Source organism: bacterium, from assembly GCA_016873475.1.
GTDB lineage: Bacteria > Krumholzibacteriota > Krumholzibacteriia > JACNKJ01 > JACNKJ01 > VGXI01.
In genome coordinates this window covers 1-21641 of record VGXI01000020.1, presented here as the reverse complement: position 1 = coordinate 21641, position 21641 = coordinate 1, and the positions used below count along the sequence as shown (strand labels likewise).

The 21641-nt window shown below is 71.7% G+C and carries 16 protein-coding genes; 13 read left to right on the top strand and 3 right to left on the bottom strand.

What is annotated here, in order from left to right:
* The first annotated feature begins 1 nt into the window (after position 1).
* The 3 genes from FJ251_03335 to FJ251_03325 are packed head-to-tail and all read left to right on the top strand — an operon-like array spanning position 2 to position 1250.
* Entirely contained in the window at positions 2-523 is a 522-nt protein-coding gene (locus FJ251_03335; GenBank protein MBM4116762.1) for a LytR family transcriptional regulator, read from the top strand.
* A 23-nt stretch (positions 524-546) separates the two neighbouring features.
* The gene (locus FJ251_03330; GenBank protein ID MBM4116761.1) at positions 547-816 is read left to right on the top strand and encodes a DUF4321 domain-containing protein; all 270 of its coding nucleotides are present in this window, start codon (positions 547-549) and stop codon (positions 814-816) included.
* The gene (locus FJ251_03325) at positions 810-1250 is read left to right on the top strand and encodes a twin-arginine translocase TatA/TatE family subunit (GenBank protein ID MBM4116760.1); all 441 of its coding nucleotides are present in this window, start codon (positions 810-812) and stop codon (positions 1248-1250) included. Before FJ251_03330 ends, FJ251_03325 begins: the two co-directional genes overlap by 7 nt.
* On the opposite strand, the gene FJ251_03320 is transcribed toward FJ251_03325, so the two are convergent.
* Complete coding sequence (locus FJ251_03320) at positions 1247-3163, bottom strand: hypothetical protein (GenBank protein ID MBM4116759.1); 1917 nt, start codon at positions 3161-3163, stop codon at positions 1247-1249. The genes FJ251_03325 and FJ251_03320 overlap by 4 nt on opposite strands.
* A 142-nt stretch (positions 3164-3305) precedes the next feature.
* On the opposite strand from FJ251_03320, the gene dnaE reads away from it, so the two are divergent.
* Positions 3306-6827, top strand: coding sequence for a DNA polymerase III subunit alpha (gene dnaE / locus FJ251_03315; GenBank protein ID MBM4116758.1), 3522 nt, complete (start codon positions 3306-3308; stop codon positions 6825-6827).
* Between the two features lie 7 nt (positions 6828-6834).
* Positions 6835-8058: an aminoacetone oxidase family FAD-binding enzyme gene (locus FJ251_03310; protein ID MBM4116757.1), complete on the top strand. Its 1224-nt coding sequence runs from the start codon at positions 6835-6837 to the stop codon at positions 8056-8058.
* Here the strand turns inward: FJ251_03310 and FJ251_03305 are convergent.
* Positions 8049-8963 (bottom strand): hypothetical protein, encoded by a 915-nt coding sequence (locus tag FJ251_03305; protein MBM4116756.1) that lies wholly within the window; start codon positions 8961-8963, stop codon positions 8049-8051. The genes FJ251_03310 and FJ251_03305 overlap by 10 nt on opposite strands.
* 80 nt (positions 8964-9043) lie before the next feature.
* Positions 9044-10504 carry an alpha/beta hydrolase gene (locus FJ251_03300; GenBank protein MBM4116755.1) on the bottom strand — a complete coding sequence of 487 codons (1461 nt, stop codon included), beginning with the start codon at positions 10502-10504 and terminating at the stop codon, positions 9044-9046.
* Between the two features lie 557 nt (positions 10505-11061).
* Here FJ251_03300 and FJ251_03295 point away from each other — a divergent pair.
* The 8 genes from FJ251_03295 to FJ251_03260 form a co-directional block, all read left to right on the top strand.
* On the top strand, positions 11062-12573 hold the full coding sequence (locus FJ251_03295; GenBank protein ID MBM4116754.1) for a DNA topoisomerase VI subunit B: 1512 nt from the start codon (positions 11062-11064) through the stop codon (positions 12571-12573).
* Positions 12574-12723: 150 nt separating this feature from the next.
* Entirely contained in the window at positions 12724-13665 is a 942-nt protein-coding gene (locus FJ251_03290) for a DNA topoisomerase VI (GenBank protein ID MBM4116753.1), read from the top strand.
* A 20-nt stretch (positions 13666-13685) separates the two neighbouring features.
* On the top strand, positions 13686-14543 hold the full coding sequence (locus FJ251_03285; protein MBM4116752.1) for a hypothetical protein: 858 nt from the start codon (positions 13686-13688) through the stop codon (positions 14541-14543).
* Between the two features lie 16 nt (positions 14544-14559).
* The gene (locus tag FJ251_03280) at positions 14560-15528 is read left to right on the top strand and encodes an acetyl-CoA carboxylase carboxyltransferase subunit alpha (protein ID MBM4116751.1); all 969 of its coding nucleotides are present in this window, start codon (positions 14560-14562) and stop codon (positions 15526-15528) included.
* Positions 15529-15702: 174 nt separating this feature from the next.
* The gene (locus tag FJ251_03275; GenBank protein ID MBM4116750.1) at positions 15703-15882 is read left to right on the top strand and encodes a Trm112 family protein; all 180 of its coding nucleotides are present in this window, start codon (positions 15703-15705) and stop codon (positions 15880-15882) included.
* A complete protein-coding gene (locus tag FJ251_03270; GenBank protein MBM4116749.1) occupies positions 15869-19789 on the top strand; it encodes a hypothetical protein in 3921 nt (1306 codons plus the stop codon). The genes FJ251_03275 and FJ251_03270 overlap by 14 nt, the downstream gene beginning before the upstream one ends.
* A 65-nt stretch (positions 19790-19854) precedes the next feature.
* On the top strand, positions 19855-20835 hold the full coding sequence (locus FJ251_03265) for a PorV/PorQ family protein (protein MBM4116748.1): 981 nt from the start codon (positions 19855-19857) through the stop codon (positions 20833-20835).
* Between the two features lie 27 nt (positions 20836-20862).
* On the top strand, positions 20863-21641 hold a 779-nt coding region (locus FJ251_03260; GenBank protein MBM4116747.1), incomplete at its 3' end, for a hypothetical protein.

Below are 21641 nucleotides of genomic sequence, written 5' to 3'. Positions count from 1 at the left end.
GATGAGCGCTGCCCGTCGCGCCGCAGGCGCCGCCGGCAAGGGGCGCTGGCTCCTGATCGCGGCGCTCGCCCTGCTCGTCATCTCCCTCGGCCTGCGCTACCTGCCGCCGCTGACCGCGGGCCTCGCGCGCGTCTGGCGCTGGGGCCGGGAGCGCGCGCCCGCCGAGACGACGGCGCCCGCACCCACGCGGGCCGGTGAGCAGCTGGACGTCCTGCCGGCTATCCCGCTGCGTCTGCAGGTGCTCAACGCGACGGGCGTCAACCGGCTCGCGCTCGACCAGGGCGAGGCGCTGCGGCGCTGGGGGGTGGACGCCCTCGAGAAGACCAATGCCCCCGCCTGGCCCTTCCCGGAGACCCTCCTCATCCTGCGCAGCGGTCGCGAGGGCGGCCTCGCCGCCGTGCGCGCCCTGGCGGAGCGGATGGGGGGGGTGCCGGTGATCGTCCAGCGCCGCGAGGATCTCCTGCTGGACGCGACTCTGATCCTGGGGCATGATTGGGAAGAGTACCACTGGCCGGAGCCCTGAGCCCCGGCCCGCGAGGTGAGGCGATGGCCCTTCATCGGAAGTCCTTCCGCACGATCGTGCTCAGCATCCTCCTCGGCATCGCCGTGGGGACCCTGCTGGGCGAGCTGCTGGGCCTCGTCCTGCCGGACGGCGTGCCCCGCGATGTGCTCACCTACGCCAAGAGCTTCACGCTGACGCCCTTCACGGTGGACCTGCTGGTCTTCAGCTTCACCTTCGGCTTCAGTCTCACCTTCAATCTGCTGTCGGCGGTCGGCATCGTGGTGATGATCCAGCTCCTCAAGTGGTCATGGTAGCGCTGATCGATATCGGCGGCAGCGAGCTGCTGCTCATCCTCGGCGCCGCCCTCGTGCTGCTCGGCCCGCGCCGTCTGCCGGAGATCGCCCGCCAGATCGGGCAGATCAACAACAAGCTGCGCGACGCGAACCGCGAGCTGAAGCGCGAGCTCTACAGCAATCTCGAGCCGCCGGCGACCCCGACTGCCGAGCGGCCGCTGGCCGGCGCGCGCCATCGCGAGTCGGGCTTGCCCCTGCCGCCGCCGCCGGCCGCCGCCGAGGCGCCCTACCGCGACGCCGAGGCCGAACTCGCGCGCGTGCGGGCGGAGGCCGCGGCAGGACCGGCCGCCGAGGCCGCCCCGACGGGCGCACAGGCGCAGCCGAGCGCAAACGAAGAGGCGGACCCGGGCGCCGCCGGATCCGCCTCGCCAGGTGAGGGCCCCCGCGGGGGCTAGTTGTAGTAGCGGTCCCGGTAATCCTCGACCGGGAAGCGCTTCTTGAGCCCCTCCATCCAGCTCATGAAGTAGCGCTGCTGCGCGGCGCTGAGCAGGCGCTCGCGAATGCGCGGCGTCTCCGTCGCCAGGTTCTGCTTGTCGGAGGCCGGCTTCTCCAGGACCTGGAGGACGTAGGCGCCCTCCTGGGCCTCGATGACGCCGCTCACCTGCCCCGGGTTGAGCAGGGAGGCCGCGATCTGGAAGGCGCCCTCGCGGCCGACGCCGGGCACGTAGTCGCGCCGGCTGAAGGGCTCGCTCTGCACGGCGGCCAGCCCGAGCTGGGCGGCGGCGTCGCGCAGGCTGCGGCCACTGTCGATGGCGGTCTTGAGCGCGGTCGCCTGCTGGCGCGCGACCTGGCGCTGCCGATCCTCGCGCCAGACGCGCAGGACCTCCTCGCGCCGGCCGGCAAAGTCGCCGACGCCGGCCGGCAGCAGCTCGAGGAGCTGCACGAGGTAGTCGGCGTCGCGGGCCTGGAAGGCGCGGCTGATCTGGCCCGCCTTCAGCCGCTCCACCTTGGCCTTGACGGCGCTGTTGAAGCCCAAGCCGGCGATGGACTCGCGCTTGCCGAAGGGCGGCGGGCTGACCACCGCCAGACCCAGCGCGCGGGCGGCGGCGCCGAGGGACTTGCCGGCCTCGGCCTTCGTGTAGAGCGAATCGCTGAGGGCGTTCAGGCTGTCGAGGGTGGCGTAGCTGGGCTCGACGCGCAGCAGGATGTGCCGCGCCGAGACCTCCTCGGCGCCCGTCTCGCGGCGCTTGCCGTCCACCTTGATCAGGTGGTAGCCGAAGCTGCTGCGCACGGGCTGGCTGACCGCGCCTTCGGTGAGCGCGAAGGCCGCCGTCTCGAAGGCGGGATCCATGCGGCCGCGGCCGAACCAGCCGAGGTCGCCGCCCAGCTCGGCGTTGGCGAGATCCTGGCTCCACTCCTTGGCCATCTGCTCGAAAGGCCGGCCGCCGCCGACGATCTCCTGGCGCAGGGCCTCGAGGCGCCCGCGGACGTAGGCCTCATCGGCCGCGCTGGGTGCCCGGGAGATGCGCACGGCCTCGATGCGGTAGCGCTCCTCGAGCTTGAACTTGTCCTGATGCTGCTCGAAGTGGGCGCGCAGCACCTCGTCGGTGGGGGTCTCCGTGTCGAGCTTCACCTCGCGCCAGGCCTGGCCCGCGTAGAGCACGGTCAGCTTGCGGAAGCGGCGCTCGTACTCCTGCCTCACGTCGCCCTCGCCGACGTGGACGGCGCTCATCAGCATCTGCTGCAGGCGCTCGGCCGGCAGGCTGGCGCGAACGTAGTCCTCGAAGGGCTTCCAGTCGATGCTCGGATTCTGGAGCGCCAGTTTGTAGGCGTTGCGGTCGAAGTTGCCGTTCTGGTCGCGGAACTGCTGGACGAGGATCTCCGGCGGGTCGGAGACGAGGACGTCGCCGATCTCCTCGTCGCTGGGCTTGAGACCCAGGCGCTCGATCTCCATTTGGAAGAGCAGCTCGCTGACCATCTGCTCGAAGACCTGATCGGCGACGCGCAGGCGCTCGTCCTCGCTGATCACCTGGCCGGGTTCGCGGCCCTGGGCGAGTTGGCTGACCGCCTGGCGCAGCCGGCGGTCGTACTCGGCCAGGCTGAGGCCGCGATCGCCCACCTTGCCGGCCCACTGCTGGCCCTGGGGAGCTCGGTTGCCACAGCCAGCGCCCTGGAGATCGGCGCCCCAGACGAAGATCATCGTGGCAATGAAGGTGACGACGACGATCCAGAGGATGGTCTTGATGAACTGCCCCTGGCGCATCTGGCTCAACATGGAAGGCCCCTCCCTGCGCTCCGGCGAAGACGGCTGACGGGGGATGCGTGCGTGCCGCTCCAGGCGGAGGCGGACAATTCGCTGAGGCGGCATAACTTAGCACAGGGCCGGCGCCTCCGCAATACGAAAGCGGCAGCCGGCCGGAGTCGGCCGGGCCGGCGGCCGGCCCTGGCGCCGCGGGGCGCGAGCGGCTAGAGTGGGGAGAGCCTCCGCCGCCGAAAGGAAGCCCCGCCCGATGGCCAGCCGCCCCTTCGTCCACCTGCACAACCACAGCGACTTCAGCCTGCTGGACGGGGCGATTCCGATCAAGAAGCTGGTGGCGCGGGCCGTCGAGTACGGGATGCCAGCCCTGGCCCTGACCGACCACGGCAACCTCTTCGGGGCGATCCATTTCTACCTGGCCGCGCAGGCGGCCGGGATCCGGCCCATTCTCGGGCTGGAGGCCTACACGACCCGGGGCGACCGCCGCGCCCGCGGGGGTGGGCGCGGCCAGACCGAGATCAACCACCTGCTGCTCCTGGTCAAGGACCTGGAGGGCTACAAGAACCTGGTCAAGCTCTCCAGCTACGCCTACCTCGAAGGCTTCTACTACAAACCGCGCCTGGACCGGGAGCTGCTGCGGGCGCACAGCCGGGGGCTCATCGCCACCAGCGCCTGCATGTCGGGCGAGGTGAACCGGCTGCTCGCCGCCGGCAACCTGGCCGAGGCCGAGCGCAGCGCCCGCGAACTGGCGGCCATCTTCGGGCCGGGCAACTTCTACCTGGAGATCCAGCACCACGGGCTCGCCGAGGAGGACGTGATCCGCGAGCGCGCCGTGGACCTCGCGCGGCGCACCGGCCTGCCGCTGGTCGCCACCAACGACTGCCACTACCTGGAGCGCGGGGACCACAAGGCGCACGAGGTGCTCCTGTGCATCAACACCGGCGGGGACATCGACGACAACCACTTCCACATCGGCAGCGAGGAGCTCTACCTCAAGACCGCCGAGGAGATGAGCGAGCGCTTCGCGGACCTGCCGGAGGCCCTGGACGCGACGCTCGCCATCGCCGAGGCCTGCCGGCTCGAGCTGCCGCTGGGCGCCAGCTGCCTGCCCGATTTCCCGCTGCCGGAGGACTACCCGAACGCGGATCGCTACCTGGCCGACCTCGCTCGCGCCGGCCTCGCGGCGCGTTACGGCGAGCCCACGCCCGCCCAGCGCGAGCGCCTCGACTACGAGCTGGACATCATCGGGCGCATGGGCTTTCCGGGCTACTTCCTCATCACGCGCGACTTCATCCACGCCGCCAAGGAACGCGGGATCGCCGTCGGCCCCGGCCGCGGCTCGGCCGCCGGCAGCCTGGTCTGCTACGCGCTGGGGATCACGGACATCGACCCGCTCGCGCACGGGCTCCTCTTCGAGCGCTTCCTCAACCCGGAGCGCGTCTCGCTGCCGGACATCGACATCGACTTCGACTACGTGCGCCGCGGCGAGGTGATCGACTACGTCACGGCCAAGTACGGCAAGGCGAACGTCTGCCAGATCATCACCTACGGGACGATGAAGGCGCGCGCCGTGGTCCGCGACGTCGGCCGCGTGCTCAAGATCCCCTTCGGCGAGGTGGACAAGGTCGCCAAGCTCGTGCCCGACACGCTGGGCGTCACGCTCGAGCAGGCGCTCAAGCAGAACGCCGACCTGGCGGCGCTCGCGGCGACGAACGAACCCTGGCCCACCGCCGATCTCATCAGGTACGCGCTCACGCTCGAGGGCCTCACCCGCCACGCGAGCACGCACGCGGCGGGCGTGATCATCACGCCCGATCCGCTCGTCGAGCACGTGCCGCTCTACCTGAACAACAAGGGCGAAGTCACCACGCAGTACGACATGGCGATGTGCGAGGCCATCGGCCTGCTGAAGATGGACTTCCTCGGCCTGCGCACGCTGACCGTGATCGAGGACGCTCTGCGCTTCATCAACGAGGGGCGCCCGCCGGCGGAACGCCTGGCGGCGCGGGACATCCCGCTGGACGACCCGCTCAGCTTCGAGCTGCTGCGCGCGGCCGACACGGTCGGCACCTTCCAGCTCGAGAGCGCCGGCATGCGCGACATCCTGCGCCGGCTCCAGCCCACCGAGTTCAACGACATCGTCGCGACGAACGCGCTCTTCCGGCCGGGTCCGATCGGCGGCGGCATGGTCGACGACTTCATCGACCGCAAGCGCGGGCGCACCCCGATCGCCTACCCGCACCCGGACCTGGAGCCGATCCTCGCCGAGACCTACGGCGCCATCGTCTACCAGGAACAGGTGATGCAGATCGCCTCGCGGATGGCCGGTTTCACGCTCGGCCAGGCCGACGTGCTCCGCCGCGCGATGGGCAAGAAGAAGGCCGAGGCGATGGCCGAGCAGAAGCGGCTCTTCGTCGCCGGCGCCGCCGAGCGCGGCTACGCGGAGGCCAAGGCGACGGAGATCTTCGACCTGCTCGCCTACTTCGCCGGCTACGGCTTCAACAAGAGCCACTCGGCGGCCTACGCGATGATCAGCATGCAGACGGCCTACCTGAAGGCGCACCATCCGGCCGAGTACCTGGCCGCCTGCATGAGCTCGGAGATGAACGCGACGGACCGCATCGTCGTCTTCATGAACGAGTGCCGCAACCACGACATCGAGGTGGTGCCGCCGGACGTGCGCATCAGCCACGACGAGTTCCGCGTGCACGAGGGGCGCATCTACTTCGGGCTGGGCGCCGTGAAGAACGTCGGCCACGGCGCGATCGAGGAGATCGTGCGCGCCCGGCGCGAGACGCCGGAGGCCCTGACCGATCTCTACGCCTTCTGCGAGGCGCTGGACCTGCGCAAGGTGAACAGGAAGGTGCTCGAGAGCCTGATCATGGCCGGCGCCCTGGACGCCCTCGGCCCGGGCCGCGCGAGCCTCTTCGCGGCTCTCGAGGAGGCGATGGCGGCCAGCGCGAGCCGCCAGAAGGAGCGCGAGGCCGGGCAGATGAACCTGCTCGCCGCCCTCGGCGCCGAGGAAGTCCAGCGCGTGCGCAAGAAGGTGGGGAAGCTCCCCGAGTGGGAGCCGCGCGAGCGCCTCGCCAAGGAGAAGGAGGTGCTCGGCTTCTTCGTCTCCGGGCACCCGCTGGACGCCCTGCGGCCGACGATCCTCGCCCTGCCCCTGCAGAACGCCGAGAGCCTCAAGGATTGCCCCGACCGCAGCGAGGTGCGGACGCTGGGCATCGTCACCGCGCTCAAACAGAAGTTGGACAGCAAGGAGCGCCCGATGGCCTTCCTCACGGTCGAGGACTTCCTCGGCAGCTACGAGGTGGTCGTCTTCGGCTCGGTCTACGAGCTGTGCGGGCGCCAGCTCGCGGTGGACGCCATCCTCGGCTTCGAGGGCAAGACGAGCCTGCAGGAGTCCGGCGAGGCGAAGCTCCTGCTCGACCGCGCCTACACCGTCGACGAGGCGCTCGGCGCCTGGCCGGGCAAGATGCACCTGCACTTCAGCGCCGGTTTCGCGCCGGACTGGGTGGCCCAGCTCGAGCGCGAACTGCGCGCGCACCCGGGGCCGCAGGAGGTCTTCTTCCACCTGGCGGGGGAGGGCGGCCAGCCGGTCGTGATCAAGTGCCGGGGCCTCAAGGTCGAGCCGGGACCCTGGCTGCAGGACTTCCTGCGCGAGAACCGCGAGCGCTTCCGCTGCCGCTTCGAAGGCCGGCCCTTTCCGCGCGTCAGCGAGCGCGGCAAGGGCGGCAACGGCAACGGGCGCGCCAACTGGGCGCGGCGCTGAGCCGGGGATGGCGGCGGACTGCGACCTGCTCGTCGTGGGCGCCGGCGCCGCGGGGTTGCTCGCCGCGCGCTGCGCCGCGGAGCGCGGGCGCAGGGTCATCCTCGTGGAGAAGAACCGGCGTCCCGGCGCGAAGATCCTGGTGAGCGGCGGCGGGCGCTGCAACCTGACGACCACGGTGACGGGCCCCGCCCTCGAGGCCGCCTACGGCGCCGCCGCCGGCCGCTGGCTGCGCCACGCGCTGCGCGCCTATCCGCCCGCGGCCCTGCGCGCCGAGCTCGAGGCGGCCGGCGTGCCGCTCAAGGCGGAAGCGCTCGAAAAGGTCTTCCCGGTGTCGGATCGCGCGGCCGACGTGCTCGCCGCGCTCCTGCGGCGCGCCGAGGCCGCGGGCGTGGCGCTCCACTGCGGCCGGCCGGTGACGGCGCTGCGCCGCGAGCGCGAAGGCTTCCTTGCCGAGACGCCCGCGGGGCCGCTCACCGCAAGCCGCGCAATCCTCGCCAGCGGCGGCCGCAGCTACCCGCAGATGGGGACGACCGGCGACGGCTACCGGTTCGCCGCCGCGCTGGGCCACACGGTCACGCCGACGCTGCCCGCGCTCGCGCCCTTGTGTATCGAGGCGCCCTGGGTGCGGGCCCTGGCCGGGCTCAGCGTGGAGGACTGCGGCCTCGCGCTCGCCGACGCCGCCGGCCGCGTTCTCGTGCGCCGGCACCGGCCGCTGCTCTTCACGCACCAGGGCCTGTCGGGGCCGGGGCCGATGGACGTCTCCGGCTGGGTGGAAGCGGCGGGTGCGGGCTGCACGCTCGCGCTCGACTTCGCGCCGCCGCTCGGTCGCGAGGCGCTGGACGCCGCGATCCGCGCGGGGATCGCCGAGAGCGGCCGCCGCGCGGCCTGGACTCTGCTGCCGGAGAGCCTGCCCGAGCGCCTGCGCCGCGCCCTCGCCGAACAGGCGGGCGCCACGGGCCCCGCCGCCGCGCTCGACCGCGCGGGGCGCGCGCGGCTCGTCGTCGCGGTCAAGGCGCTGCGCCTGCCGGTCGCCGGCACGCTCGGCTTCGCCAAGGCCGAGGTCACGCGCGGTGGCATTCCCCTGGACGAAGTGGATCCGCGCAGCATGGCCTCGCGCCGCGTGCCGGGGCTCTTCATCTGCGGGGAGTTGCTGGACGTGGACGGCCCGATTGGCGGCTACAACTTCCAGGCCGCCTTCGCGACGGGGCGCCTGGCTGGCCTTCAGGCCTGAGCGCCGTTCGCCGCCAGCGCGTGCTCGATCGCCGGCCACTTCGCGAGCGCCGCGTCGTAGCCGAGCTGGACCATCTCGCGCACCTTCTGGAAGTCGCCGCCGAGTTCGAGGCTGATGCTGGGCGCCACGCTGAGCGGGTTCTGCGCCATGATCCGCCGCGCGAAGTCGTCCTGCTGGATCAGGCCCATCGCCCGCCAGAGCACGTAGATGATGCTCGGCGCGAGGCCGATCTGCAACAGGTGCTCCTTCTCGAGGCGGGCGCGCTCCTTCTCCACTTCGGCGTCGTCGGGCAGGGTGCGCAGGCCGCGCACGGGGATCACCGGCGACCAGCCCTCGCGCTCGAGAAAGGGCGAGGGCACGGGGCAGGTCATCGCGCCGTCGACCAGGTAGGTGTCGCCCCACTTGTGGGGGACGAAGATGCCCGGCATCGCGATGCTGCCGCGGATCGCCTCCAGCGCCGAGCCCTCGCGGATCACGACGTCGGTGCCGCGCAGCAGGTCCGTCGCGTTGATGAAGAAGGGGATCGGCGCTTCCTCGAGAAGGAAGTCGCCGCCGAGCAGCTCGCGGATCTGGCCGATCACGCTGCGCCCGGTGAGCAGACCGGGCTGGAAGAAACGGAAGTCGCGCACGAGCAGGTAGCGCGGGTGCAGCTGCGCGAAGAAGTCCGCGAGCAGGTCCTCGACCTTCTCGGCGCTGCCGTGGCGCAGGTAGCAGGCGCCGACGATGGCGCCCAGGCTGGTGCCGGCCAGGGCCTTGAGGGCGACGCCCTTCTCCTCGAGGAGCTTGAGCAGGCCGAGGGCGATGACACCGAAGGGCAGGCCGCCGCCCATGGCGACGGCGACGCCCGGAGTCCCCGGGAGGGGGGCGCGGATGCCGGTGGGCCGGGTCTGCGGATCGAGTGTCATGCCCCGGTTCTCCTCATGGCGGCGAGAGATTCAAGCGCCGCGTGGCCGGCGCCCCGGTCGCTGGCCGCTCGTCCGCGCGCTCAGGGCGCGCCGAAGCGCGCCCGGAGCCAATCGCTCAAGGCCGCCAGCGCCGCCGGCGCGAAGGTCGTCTCGATGGTGGCGTACTCGGCGGGATTGCCGGTCTCGCTCGGCTGGAAGAGGTGGTTCAGGCCGGGCAGCTCGCGCACCTCGGCGTCGCGGTTGCCGCCCTCGCGCAGGGCCTGCTCGATCGCCGGCAGGTTCTGGTCGGGCGGCACCTGGAGGTCGTGCTCGCCGATCAGCGCGAGCACCGGCACCCTGAGCTGCCGCAGGGCGGGCCGCGGATCGTAGGTGATGAAATAGCGGAACCAGGGCTGGTTCATCGCGGCGAGCTGCTGCTCGAGCTGCGACTCGACCTCTTCACCCGTGGGGCGCAGGGAGTCGGGCAGCGCCGCGACCTGGGCTGCGGCTAGTTCCTCGATCTTCGCCCGCAGCGCCGCACTGTCCGCCTCCGCTTCGATGAGCGCGAGCATCGCCGCCATTGCTTCGCTCTGCGCCTGGATCTCGGCCTCCGTCGCCCCCGAGGCGGCCAGGATGCGCGCGGACTGCAGGCGCAGCACCTCGCCGCCCGGCACGCCTGGACCGGCCAGCATCACGACGAAGGCGACCTCCTGCGAACGCGCAGCCGCCAGAGGGCCGATCAAGCCGCCCTCGCTGTGCCCGATGATCCCGACCCGCGCGCTGGCGATTTCCGGCCGCGCGCGCAGGGTGCGCACGGCGGCCAGGGCGTCCTCGGCGAGCTCGGCGGTCGTCGCTTCGCCGAGACTGCCGCCGGAGCCGCCGACGCCGCGATCGTCCACGCGCAGCACGGCGATCCCCGCGCGGGTGAGGTAGTCGGCGATCACGAGGAAGGGCTTGTGGCCGAAGACTTCCTCGTCGCGGTTCTGCGGCCCGCTGCCGCTCACCAGGAGCGCCGCGGGGAAGGGGCCCTCGCCCGCGGGGAGGGTCAGCGTGCCGGCGAGGCGAATCTCGCCGCTCGCGAAGCTCAGCTCCTCGCTCCGATAGGGGAAGGGCGGCGCGGGTTCCTGGGGGCGGACAGGGCCGGGCGCCGTCTCGCGGCCCAAGTGGAAGGGGAAGCTCCGGCCGTTCTGGGTGAAGGTGCCGGCGATGCCCGCATCGGCAAAGCGGCCGCTGAAACGGGGGTCGCCGGGGATGCCCGGCATCGCGAAGGCCACCGAGTCCGCAGCCACGGCGATGTCCCCGAGGGGCAGGCCCGCAGCGCCCTGCTGCGGGATGTCGATGCTGCCGCTCCAGGTGCCGCCCTCGCCCTCCACGAAGTCGACGCGGATCGTGAGGGAGAGGCCGGGCAGCTCGATGGCGCCCTCCCAGTGCCCGGCCAGCGGGGCGGCCGGAGCCGTCGCCGCGGCTGCCGCAAGCAAGAGGAGCGCGAGCCCCCCGCGCCGAGAGCCGTCGGTGCCTCGCTCGCCGCGGCGCCCGCCCAGATCCGCCCAGGTTCTCCGCATGCCCGCCCCTCCTTGCCGTCGTCCCGGGTCCCGCCCGCGACGCCGGGCAGCCTAGCAGATCGCCGCCGATCCGGCGAGGGGAGAGCTGAGGTGCCCCCGCCGCTCACCGAAGGGCGCGAGCCGCGGCTCGCCTCTTGCAGCGCTTCGCCGGGCATCCTGCAAATCGCCCGCACGCAACACGTTGCCATGTCCGGCCGACACCTTGGTTGACACCAGCCGGCGCCCAGCTTTCCTTTGACGGCCCGCGCGGGCCTTCGCTAGACTGCCGCCCGCGCCGTCCCCTCCGCAGCCCCGGGAGCCCCATGGCCACGCGCAAACGCAGCGAGACGAGTACCTTCGACCTCTTCGCCGGCGGCGAGACGGGTACGGCGACCGCCGCGGCGCCCGCCGTCCTACCCCCGGCGACTGCGCAGAACGCGCCGGCCGCCGGCGTTCCGGCCGCCCCTACCCGGCGGGGCAAGGGCGGCGCGCGCGGCGGCAGCGAGCGGGGGGCCGGCGCCGCCGGCCAGCGCCGCGCGAGCGGCAGCGCAGAAGAGCAGGCCAAGAAGCAGCGCGAGATCTCGATCAGCGAGTTCTTCACGAAGAACCGCCACCTGCTCGGCTTCGACAACCCGAGCAAGGCCCTGCTGACGACGATCAAGGAGGCCGTCGACAACAGCCTGGACGCCTGCGAGGAGGCGGGCATCCTGCCGGCGATCCGCGTCGAGGTGGTCCCGGTCGCCGAGGAGCGCTTCCGCATCGCCGTCGAGGACAACGGACCGGGCATCGTCCGCGCCCAGATCCCGAGGATCTTCGGCAAGCTGCTCTACGGCTCGAAGTTCCACACCCTCAAGCAGAGCCGCGGCCAGCAGGGCATCGGCATCAGCGCGGCGGGCATGTACGGCCAGCTCACCACGGGCAAGCCCGTGCGCATCACGAGCCGCACCGCGCCCAAGGCCGCCGCCCACCGCTTCGAGGTGCGGATCAACACGCAGAAGAACGAGCCGATCATCACCCTCGACGAGGTGGTGGACTGGGAATCGCCGCACGGCACGCGCGTCGAAATCGAGCTCGCGGCCGTCCACAAGCGCGGCCGCCGCAGCGTGGACGACTACCTCGCCCTCACCGCCGTCGCCAACCCGCACCTCGAACTGTCCTACCGCGATCCGGGCGGCGAGGAGTTCCACTACCCGCGGGTGACGGAGGCGCTGCCCCACGAGGCGCAGGCGATCAAGCCGCACCCCTACGGCGTCGAGCTCGGCATCCTGATGAGCATGCTCGAGGCCACGAAGAGCCGCTCGCTGCACGGCTTCCTGCAGGAGGAGTTCAGCCGCGTCGGCGCCAAGGTGGCCGACGAGATCGTCGAGCGGGCCATGCTGCGGCCGCAGGCCAAGCCCGGCAGCCTCGGCCGCGACCAGGCCGAGCAGCTCCTGCACGGCATCGCCGGCACCAAGATCATGGCGCCGCCGACCAACTGCCTCTCGCCGATCGGCGCCGTCGAGCTGGAGGCCGGCCTGCGCAAAGTCGTCGCCGCCGAGTTCTTCACGGCCGTGAGCCGGAGGCCCGCCGTCTACCGCGGCAATCCCTTCCTCGTCGAGGCGGCCCTGGCCTGGGGCGTGGCCGGCATGCCGGCCGACGAGCTGGCCGTCCTCAACCGCTACGCCAACCGCGTGCCGCTCCAGTACCAGCAGGGCGCCTGCGCGATCACCAAGAGCGTGATCGCCGCGGGCTGGAAGAACTATGGGCTCGCCCAGGCCAAGGGCGCGCTGCCGACGGGCCCGCTCGCGATCAGCGTCCACATCGCCAGCGCCTGGGTGCCCTTCACGAGCGAGAGCAAGGAAGCCGTGGCGAGCTACCCGGAGATCCTGCGCGAGATCAGGCTGGCTCTCCAGGATTGCGGCCGCCAGCTCGGCCAGCACATCCGTCGCGGCAAGCGCCTGGCCGAGGCGCGCCAGAAGTCCGACTACATCAAGAGCTACATTCCCCACATCGGCGAGGCGCTGCGCGAGATCCTCGGCCTCAGCGAGGCGCGCGAGCGCCTGGTCGTCGAGCGCCTGAGCGACACCCTCGAACGCAGCCGAAAGGTGTAGGCCGTGGCCGCCAGCAGCGTCGTCAAGAAGATCAAGGAGCAGGCGAGCCTGGTCGAGAAGAGCGCGGCGGCCGGCGACAAGCCGAGCCTGCGCTTTCCCGTGCGCAGCCTGGCCAACGTGCGCTACGACGCCACCCGCGGCCACTTCACGATGAAGACCGCCCGCAAGGAGCGCACGCTCACGGTCGGCACCGTCAAAGCCTTCGCGCAGACGCTCAAGATGATGGCCCTGTCGAAGCAGCTGGTCGATGCCAATGACATCGCGACCAAGCGAGAGGCCTACTACGTCTCCAAGAACTGGGGCGAGGCGCGCTTCCTCGAGCAGCCCGAGAGCGACACCGTGATGGACGACGTCGAGGCCCTCTTCGGCGTCAACCGCGAACAGCTCGGCTTCATCCCCGAGGAGAAGGGCGGCGAGGTGGCCGGCGCCCTCGTCGTGATCGACCGCGACCCGGCCAGCGGCAGACAGCTGCGCATCGACTGCACCAAGTTCGGCAGCGGCGCCTACTCGATTCCCAACAGCGTCGAGCACCTGGGCTTCGAGACGAAGGCGACCTTCATCCTCGCCATCGAGACGGCCGGCATGTTCCAGCGCCTGGTCAAGCACGGCTACTGGCAGACGGCGCGCTGCATCCTGGTCAGCATGGGGGGCGTGCCCACGCGGGCCTGCCGCCGCTTCATCCGCCGTCTCGCCGACGAGAAGGGCCTGCCCGTCTACGTGTTCGTCGACGGCGACCCCTACGGGATCAGCAACATCTACCGCACGCTGAAGGTGGGCAGCGGCAACGCGGCGCACCTGAACGAGTACTTCTGCGTGCCCCAGGCGCGCTTCCTGGGCATCACGCCCCAGGACATCATCGACTACGAGCTGCCGACGCACCCGCTCAAGGACGTCGACATCAAGCGCGCCAAGGACGCCCTGAAGAACGATCCCTTCGTCCAGCACTACAAGGCCTGGCAGAAGGCGATCACGCAGATGATCGGCATGGGCGTGCGCGCGGAGCAGCAGGCCCTGGCCAAGCACGGGCTCAACTACGTGATCGACGAGTACCTGCCGCGCAAGCTGGCGCACACGGAGAAGTTCCTGCCCTAGCCCGAAGGGAGGGGAAAGGCATGCGACGCTGTGTCCTCGCGCTGGCCGCCCTGCTGGCGGCGGCGCCGCTGGCGGCCCAGGAAGACAGCGGCATCGGCTGGGAAGAGGTGGCCGTCGCCGACGAGCCAGCGGACCGCGCGGCGAGCGGGAGCGAGGTCCTCCTGCGCTCCCGCCGCCTGGTCGACAGTCCGACCGCCGTGGTGCTCGGCCACGGCGCCTACCGGATCGAGGGCCGTCTGATGCACGGCGGCTCGCTGGCTGCCGGCACCTTCGTCGGCATCAAGGACCGCCTCGAGGTCGGCGTCTGCTGGGGGATGCGGGGCCTCTTCGGCCGCGGCGAGGTGGAATTCAACGACCGCACGGCGCTCTCCCTGCGCCTCCTCCTCGCCGAGGAGCGCGCGCTGCCGGCCCTCCTGATCGGCTTCGACAACCAGGGATGGGGGCCCTGGGACGAGGCGCTCGAGCGCTACGAGCGCAAGAGCAAGGGCTTCTACTTCGTCGCCACGCGGAACTGGTACGGCCCGCTCGGCACGGACGTGGCGACCTCGGGCGGCTTCAACTACAGCACCGAGGACAAGGACGAGTCCTCCCTGGACTTCTTCGCCGGCCTGGAGCAGGATTACGGGGGGAACTTCGCCCTCATCCTCGACTACGCGGTCGGCCTCAACGACCGCGCGGACGAGGAACCGGCGGCGCGCTACGGGCGCGGCCTGGGCTGGCTGGACGCCGGGCTGCGCTGGAATGTGGTCGGCGGCGTGCAGTTCAAGTTCTTCCTGCGCGACCTGCTCGCGAACTACCGCGTGCCCTACGGCGAGCGGGCCGGCCGCCCCGATTCGGTGGACCGGCAGTTCGAGATCAGCTACGAAGGCAGTTTCTGAAGCGGAGAGGCCCCAGATGCGCGGACCCTATCTGGACTTCGAGAAGCCGCTGGCCGAGCTGGAGAGCCAGATCGAGGACATGCGCGCCTTCGCGGGCGGGCAGGGCGTCGAGATGGACGAGGAGCTCGAGCGGCTCGAGGCCAAGGCGGCCAAGCTGCGGGAGCAGATCTACGGCAACCTGACGCGCTGGCAGCAGGTGCAGCTGGCCCGCCATCCGGCGCGGCCCTACACCCTCGACTACCTCAGCCGCATCTTCACCGACTTCGTCGAGTTGCACGGCGATCGCCTCTACAGGGACGATCCGGCCATCGTCGGCGGGATGGCCGAGCTGCAGGGCCTGCCGGTGATGGTCATCGGCCACCAGAAGGGCCGCGAGACGAAGGAGAGCATCCGGCGCAACTTCGGGATGCCCAACCCCGAGGGCTACCGCAAGGCCCTGCGCCTGATGGAGCTGGCCGCCCGCTACGGCCGGCCGGTGCTCACCTTCGTCGACACGCCGGGCGCTTACCCGGGCATCGGCGCCGAGGAGCGCGGCCAGGCCGAGGCCATCGCCCGGAGTCTGCGCGAGATGGCCCTCCTGCCCACGCCCATCGTCGCCGTCATCACCGGCGAGGGCGGCAGCGGCGGCGCCCTCGCCCTCGCGGTGGGGGATCGCGTGCTGATGCTCGAGCACGCCGTCTACGCCGTGATCAGCCCGGAGGGCTGCGCGTCCATCCTCTGGAAGGACGCGGGCGCCCGGCAGGAGGCCGCCGAAGCCCTGCGCCTGACGAGCCGCGACCTGGCCGAGCTGGGCGTCATCGACCGGATCGTCGCCGAGCCGCAGGGCGGCGCCCACCGGGATCCGGACGGGATGGCCATCCTGCTCGGCCGCGTGCTGGTCGAGGAGCTGCTGGCCCTGCAGGCCCGTCCGGCGGCCCAGCTCGTCGAGGAGCGGGTGGCCAAGTTCGCCCGCATGGGGGTCTTCCGCGAGCAGGGTCCGGCTTGATTCCGGCGGCCTGAGCGCCTATTCTAGGGGGACCAGTCACTGCGCCCCCAGCGGGGTTCCGTTTTCGGGCTTGCCCGACTCCCCTGTCTCCTCTAAGAATCGCCGCGAGAAGCGGCGGCGATCGGCGTCGGTCTGCCCGTCCTGCGGCAGGGCCCTCGGCCAGGGAGCACGCGCATGGAATTCGACCGGGAACTCCTGGAGATCCTCGCCTGTCCACGCTGCCGCCAGGGCCTGAGCTACCGGCCCGAGAGCGCCGGCCTGGCCTGCGAGGCCTGCCGCGTGCTCTACCCGATCGTGGACGGCATCCCCGATCTCCTTCCCGAAAGCGCCAGGAGCCTGGATGCGACGCCTTGAACCGACCGGCCGCCTCAGCCTTCTCTTCGGCCTCCTGGTCCTGCCGGCGGTCGCGCTGGCCCTGCCCGGCGCCCGCTGGGAGCCGGTCGCGGGCGGCGGGCGCCTGCTGATCGGGGTTCCGCCCGGCGGCGGCCGGGACCCGGTGGAGCTGGTCGTCGCCCTGCCGGCCGCGGGCGCCTGGCGGGCGGAAGCGCTCAGGATCGACGGCGCGGAAGCGCCGGCGGCCGCCCACGTCGAGCTGGGGGAGCCGGGGCTCTTTCGCCGGCAGCGCGTCGGCCGGCTGCGTTTCCTGCCGCCGGCCTCCGCCTGGCGAGAGGCGGAGCTGCGGCTGGTCTTCACGGGCAGCTCCCCGGCAGCGAGCGCCGGCGGGGAGCTCGATCCCCTGCTCGCGGGTCTGGTCGTCAATCCGGAGGCCCTGCCTGCGGCGCCCCCGGCCGCTGCCGCGCGCGAGGCCGACGAGCTCTTCGACGGCAGCGGGCGCTGGCTGCGCCTGGACGTGCGCTTCGCCGGCCTCTATCGCCTGCGCTACACCGACCTGGTCAGCGCCGGCCTCTCGCCTGGCAGCAGCCTGGCGAGCCTGCGCCTGCTGGGCAGCGGCGGCCGGCCGCAGCCCTTTCGGCTCTCCTGGCCCGGCGGCAGCTGGGAGCGCGGCTGGCAGTTCACCGAGCTGCCCCTGCTCGTCAAGGGCGGCGACAGCCTCGGGCCCGCGACGGAGCTGATCGCCTACCTGCCCGGCGCCGACGGCTGGCGCGACGAGTCCGTCGCCGGGGCCGACTTCGAGGCCACCCACCGCAACCCCTACACGAACTGGGCGACCTACTATCTCACCTGGGGCGGCGCCGCCGGCGCCCGCGTGAGCGCGCTCGCCGCGGCGCCCCAGGGCGACGAAACCGCGCTCAGCGTCTTCCCGGCCCGGCTCCGTCGCGAGGAGAACAACGAGTACTCGGCCGACGAGCTGCACGAGGACGGCTGGGCCTGGAGCTACTTCTTCCCGGGCTCGGGGCCGGCCAGCTTCGCCGACGAGACGAGCACCGCCTGGCCGGCGGCCGGCGAGCCGGCGCGCCTGCGCATCGGCTTCGATGCCGATCGGCGGGGCGGCCAGGGCGGACCGCACCACCTGCAGGGCTACCTGACTCCCGCCGGCGTCGTGGCCAACCCCCAGGACGCCAGCCACCGCTTCATCGATGCCAGTGTCTACCTGACGAGCGCACTGGCCATGGCCGAGCTCGAGGGCAGCCTGCCGCTGCCGGCGGACCTGGAGGGCGACGGCCAGGTCCGCTTCACGCTCCGCCTGCCCCGCGATCCGCCGCTCGGCCTCGCTCAGGATTTCGGCTGGCTGCTCTGGTACGAGTTCTTCTATGCGACGCGCGCGCGCAGCCGCGCCTCGACGCCCCTGGAACTGCACGTGCCGACCGGCCAGCCGCGGGCTCGCGTCACGGCCAGCGGCTGGGCGCACGAGCCCGAGGTCTGGGACCTCACAGCGCCGCTCGCCCCGCGCCTGCTGACGGGAGGCCTCTGGGAGGGCGACAGCCTCAGCCTGGGTCTGGACACCAGTCAGCGGCGGCGCCTCCTCTTCGTCGATCCGGCGACCAGCGGCAGCTATCGCAGCCCGGAGCGCCTGCTGGCCGTCAGTCCGGCGCCCCTGCGCCACGACGCCCTGCCGCACATGATCGTCGTCGCCTTCGACGGCAAGCTGGACACGGGCGGCGATCCCGGCTTTCTCGCCGCGGGCGCACGCTACGCGGACTGGCGGCGCGCGCACTTCCCGCTCCTGGGCAGCGGCGAGGTGGAGCTCGTCGGCATCAGCGACGTCTACGCCAACTTCGGCAGCGGCATGCAGGACCCGGCCGCCCTGCGCAACTTCCTCAAGTACCGCTACGAGACGCCCGGCAGCCGCCTCGCCTACGTCCTCCTGCTCGGCGACGCGAGCACCGACTACCGCAACTACCTCGGCCGCGAGGTGCGCGGCGACGTCAGCAATGCGCTGGTGCCGGCGCTCAGCGACCGTTTCCGCACCGAGCAGGCGACCTACGCCTACACGACCGACGACTACTTCGCCTACATGGACGCCCTCGACGACTCGCTGCGCCTGGCGATTCCCGATCTCGCGATCGGCCGCCTGCCGGCCGGCGACGCCGCCGCGGCGCTGACGATGGTGGATCTGGCCATCGCCTACGAGCGCGACGCGCCGGCCGGACCCTGGCGCAATCGCCTCCTGCTTGCCACCGACGACTACACGAAGAACTGCAGCAGCATCGACACCATCGACCACACGGGCCAGGCCGAGGTGCTGGTGCGCGAGGCGATCCCGGCCGCGATCGACATCCAGAAGCTCTACATGTGCGAGTGGGACTGCGACTACGCGGGTTTCAAGCCGGCCGCGCAGAACACCCTTTTCGCGGCGCTCGACGAGGGAGTTCTCATCTTCAACTACGTCGGCCACGGCGGCAACGACGTGCTCTCCGACGAGCAGCTCCTCCTGACGACGCGCCTCGCTTCGCTCAGCAATGCCGAGCGGCGCTTCTTCTTCGTCTCCGCCTCCTGCAACGTCGGCAAGTACGACGACACGCAGGGCAAGAGCATGAGCGAGGAGATGATCAGCCTCCCGCAGGGCGGCGCGATCGGCACGCTGGCCTCGAGCGACCTCTCGACCGCCGGCTTCAACAACGTGCTCAACCGCAATTTCCTGCAAGAGGTCTTCCCGGGCGGCGCCCTCGGCGCGGGCGTTCCGGTCGGGGCGGCCCTGCTGCGGGCGAAGGTGCGCCTCCAGCAGCTCGACTACTCTCAGAATCAGGGCGCGAACAACGAGCGCTACGCGATCCTCGGCGATCCAGCGCTCGCCCTGGTGACGCCGGGCCTCGACGTGGCCTTCGATCCTGAGCGCGGGGACACCCTGACCGTGGGCAAGACCCTCGGCCTCTCCGGTCGCGTCCTGCGCGAAGGCCTGCTCGCGGCCGATTTCAACGGCGAGCTCCAGCTGAGCGTGCGGGCTTCGGCCGACACCAGCGGCTTCGAGCGGCCGCTCTACGGCGGCGGTACGCTACACGTGGACTATCACCTGGCCGGACCGGAGATCTTCCGCGGGCGCGTCAGCGTTCGGGACGGCCGTTTCGAGACGCCGCCCTGCTTCGTGCCGGGTCTGCCGGACTCGGCCCTCGGCGGCTACGGCCGTATCCGCGCCTACGCGCTGGCCGCCGGAGCTGCGGCGGAGGCCGTCGGCGTGCTCGACTCGCTGCCCGTGCTGCCCGGCCTCCTGCCGCCTGCCGGCGAGGCGCCGAGCGTGCGGCTCAGCCTGGCCGGCGGCGCCACGCAGGCGACGCCCGGCAGCGCCTACACGGTCGCGGCGGCGGCCGCCTCGGGGATCAATCTCGTGGGCGCCCATCCGCAGAATGCCATCTTCGTCGAGTTCGTCGAAGCGGAGCTGGTGGAGAACCTCACCGCGGACTTCCAGTACGCGCTCGGCAGCGCGAGCGAGGGCAGCGTCAGCGCCCTGCTGCCGCCCGGTCTGCCCGAGGGGCGCAACACTCTCGTCGCCTCGGTGGCCGACAATCTCGGCAACGTGGGCCGCGACACCCTGCGCGTGCAGGTCTTCGAGGCGGGGCGCGCCGACCTGGTCGCCGTGCAGCCCTTCCCGAATCCCTTCCGCGGGCGCTGCGCGATCAGCTTCGAGCTCACGGCGCCGGGCCGCGTCAGCTGCGACCTCTACACGCTCTCCGGTCGACGCGTGCGCAGCCTGGAGATGGACTGCCCCGCGCCTGGCCGCTACGCGCTGGACTGGGACGGCCGCGATGGCGTCGGTGACGAGGTTGCCAATGGCACCTATCTGTTCCGCCTGGAGGCGATCTACGCGGACAATGCAGCCCGCCGGCGCGAAGTCACGGGAGCGCTCGTCCGCATGCGGGAGTAGGCTTGACCCTTGCTAGCCATGAAGGCTATATTGCGCGAAATCAACCCTTTTGGAGGACGACCTGCATGAACCGGACCCTTTCGAGAAGCGCTGCCTCGCTGCTGACCCTGCTCTTCCTCGCCCTGCCGGCGGGAAGCGCCCTGGCCAGCCTGGCCGGTGCGGCGTGCCTCCAGATCCCGCCGAGCGCCCGCTTCAACGGCCTCGGTCAGAGCGGCGTCGCCCTCGCCGACGACGCCACGGCCTCCTGGTGGAACCCGGCCGGGCTGGGATTCATGGGCGGACGCACCCTCGGCCTCATGCACAGCCAACTCGTGCCCGACCTCGCCGACGACATCTACTACGAGTACGCCGGCTGGGTGCAGCAGCTCGAGGGCTGGGGAACCTACTCGATCAACTTCATCTACCTCTCCTACGGCGAGAGCGTGAAGACGACGGACAGCCCCGATCCCGAGGGCACCTTCAAGAGCTTCGAGTTCTCCCCCGGCCTGAGCTACGGCGTGCGGCTGGACGAGAACACGGCCATCGGCCTGGGCCTGAAGTACGTGCGCGTGGACCTGGCTCCGGCGGACGCGGCACCCGACAAGGCCGGCGAGGGCGCGGGCGGCTCGGTGGCCGTCGACCTCGGCGTACTGCGCCGCTTCGGCGCCTACAGCGCGGGCCTGGCCCTGACCAACTTCGGCCCGAATATCAGCTTCATCGATGCCGAGCAGAGCGACCCGCTGCCGCGCTTCTTCCGCGTCGGCGCCGCGGGCCTCGTCTACAAGGGCGACTACGGGCACGTCCTCCTCAGCGCCGACTTCAACAAGCTCCTCGTTCCGGGCGGGCAGACGACGGTCAACGGCGGCACCGAGCTGCAGTACACGGACATCATGGCCCTGCGGATCGGCTATATCCACGATCCCGACGGTGACATCACCGACTTCACCTACGGCGGCGGCTTCCACACCAAGCTGGGGGGCAAGGACTTCTTCCTCGACTACGGCAACATCCCCCAGGCGGAGGAGTTGGACCGCGTCCACCGCTTCTCCTTCGAGATGCTCTTCTAGCCGGGAGGCGCTGTGAGCAGGCAAGGCGTGCGAGCTCCGGGCGGGCGCCGGACGCCGGGGCCGGCGGCGCCGCTCCTGTTCCTCGCCCTGCTCGCGCTGGCCACGGGCGCCGGCGCCGAGCGCTGGCTGCCGCTGGGCGGCGCGCGCGGCGAGCGGGCGCCCTTCGCCGATCCGCAGGCCCAGCGGCGCGCCGAGCGCTACGCCGAGGTGGAGGCGCTCACGGCCGGTCTGCGAACGGGCCTCACGCCCCCGGTTCAGGCGGCGGACGCGGCGCGCGCGGCGATGCCCGACACCGCGCGCGTCCTGGTCTGCCTGCTCGCCTTCCGCGAGAACCGCCGGCCCGACCTGACCACGGTGCCCGTGGACGGCAAGTTCATGGCGGCCACCGACACCTTTCCCGACTGGCTGAGGCGCGTCGACCCGCCGCCCCACGACGCCGCCTACTTCGACGCGCACATGCAGGCCCTCGGCGAGTTCTACCGCATCCAGAGCTACGGCCAACTCGAGATGGTCTGGGACATCGCGGCCGGCCCCGCGCCGGGCGGGCTCTTCCTGCTGCCCGACATCGCCGACTACGGGCCCGGCGAGGCGGGCGGCTTCTGGACGCTCGAGCTGCTCGAGGCCTTCGTCCGCACGGCGGTCGACAGCATCGATGCCGCCTTCCAGGCCGATCCCGCGGGGCCGCGCTTCGCCGACTACGACCACGTGATGGTCTTCCATGCGGGCAGCGACTTCCAGAACGACATCTTCCGGGACAGCCCCAACGACCTGCCGAGCTTCAACATCTTCTTCGGCGACCTGCCGCT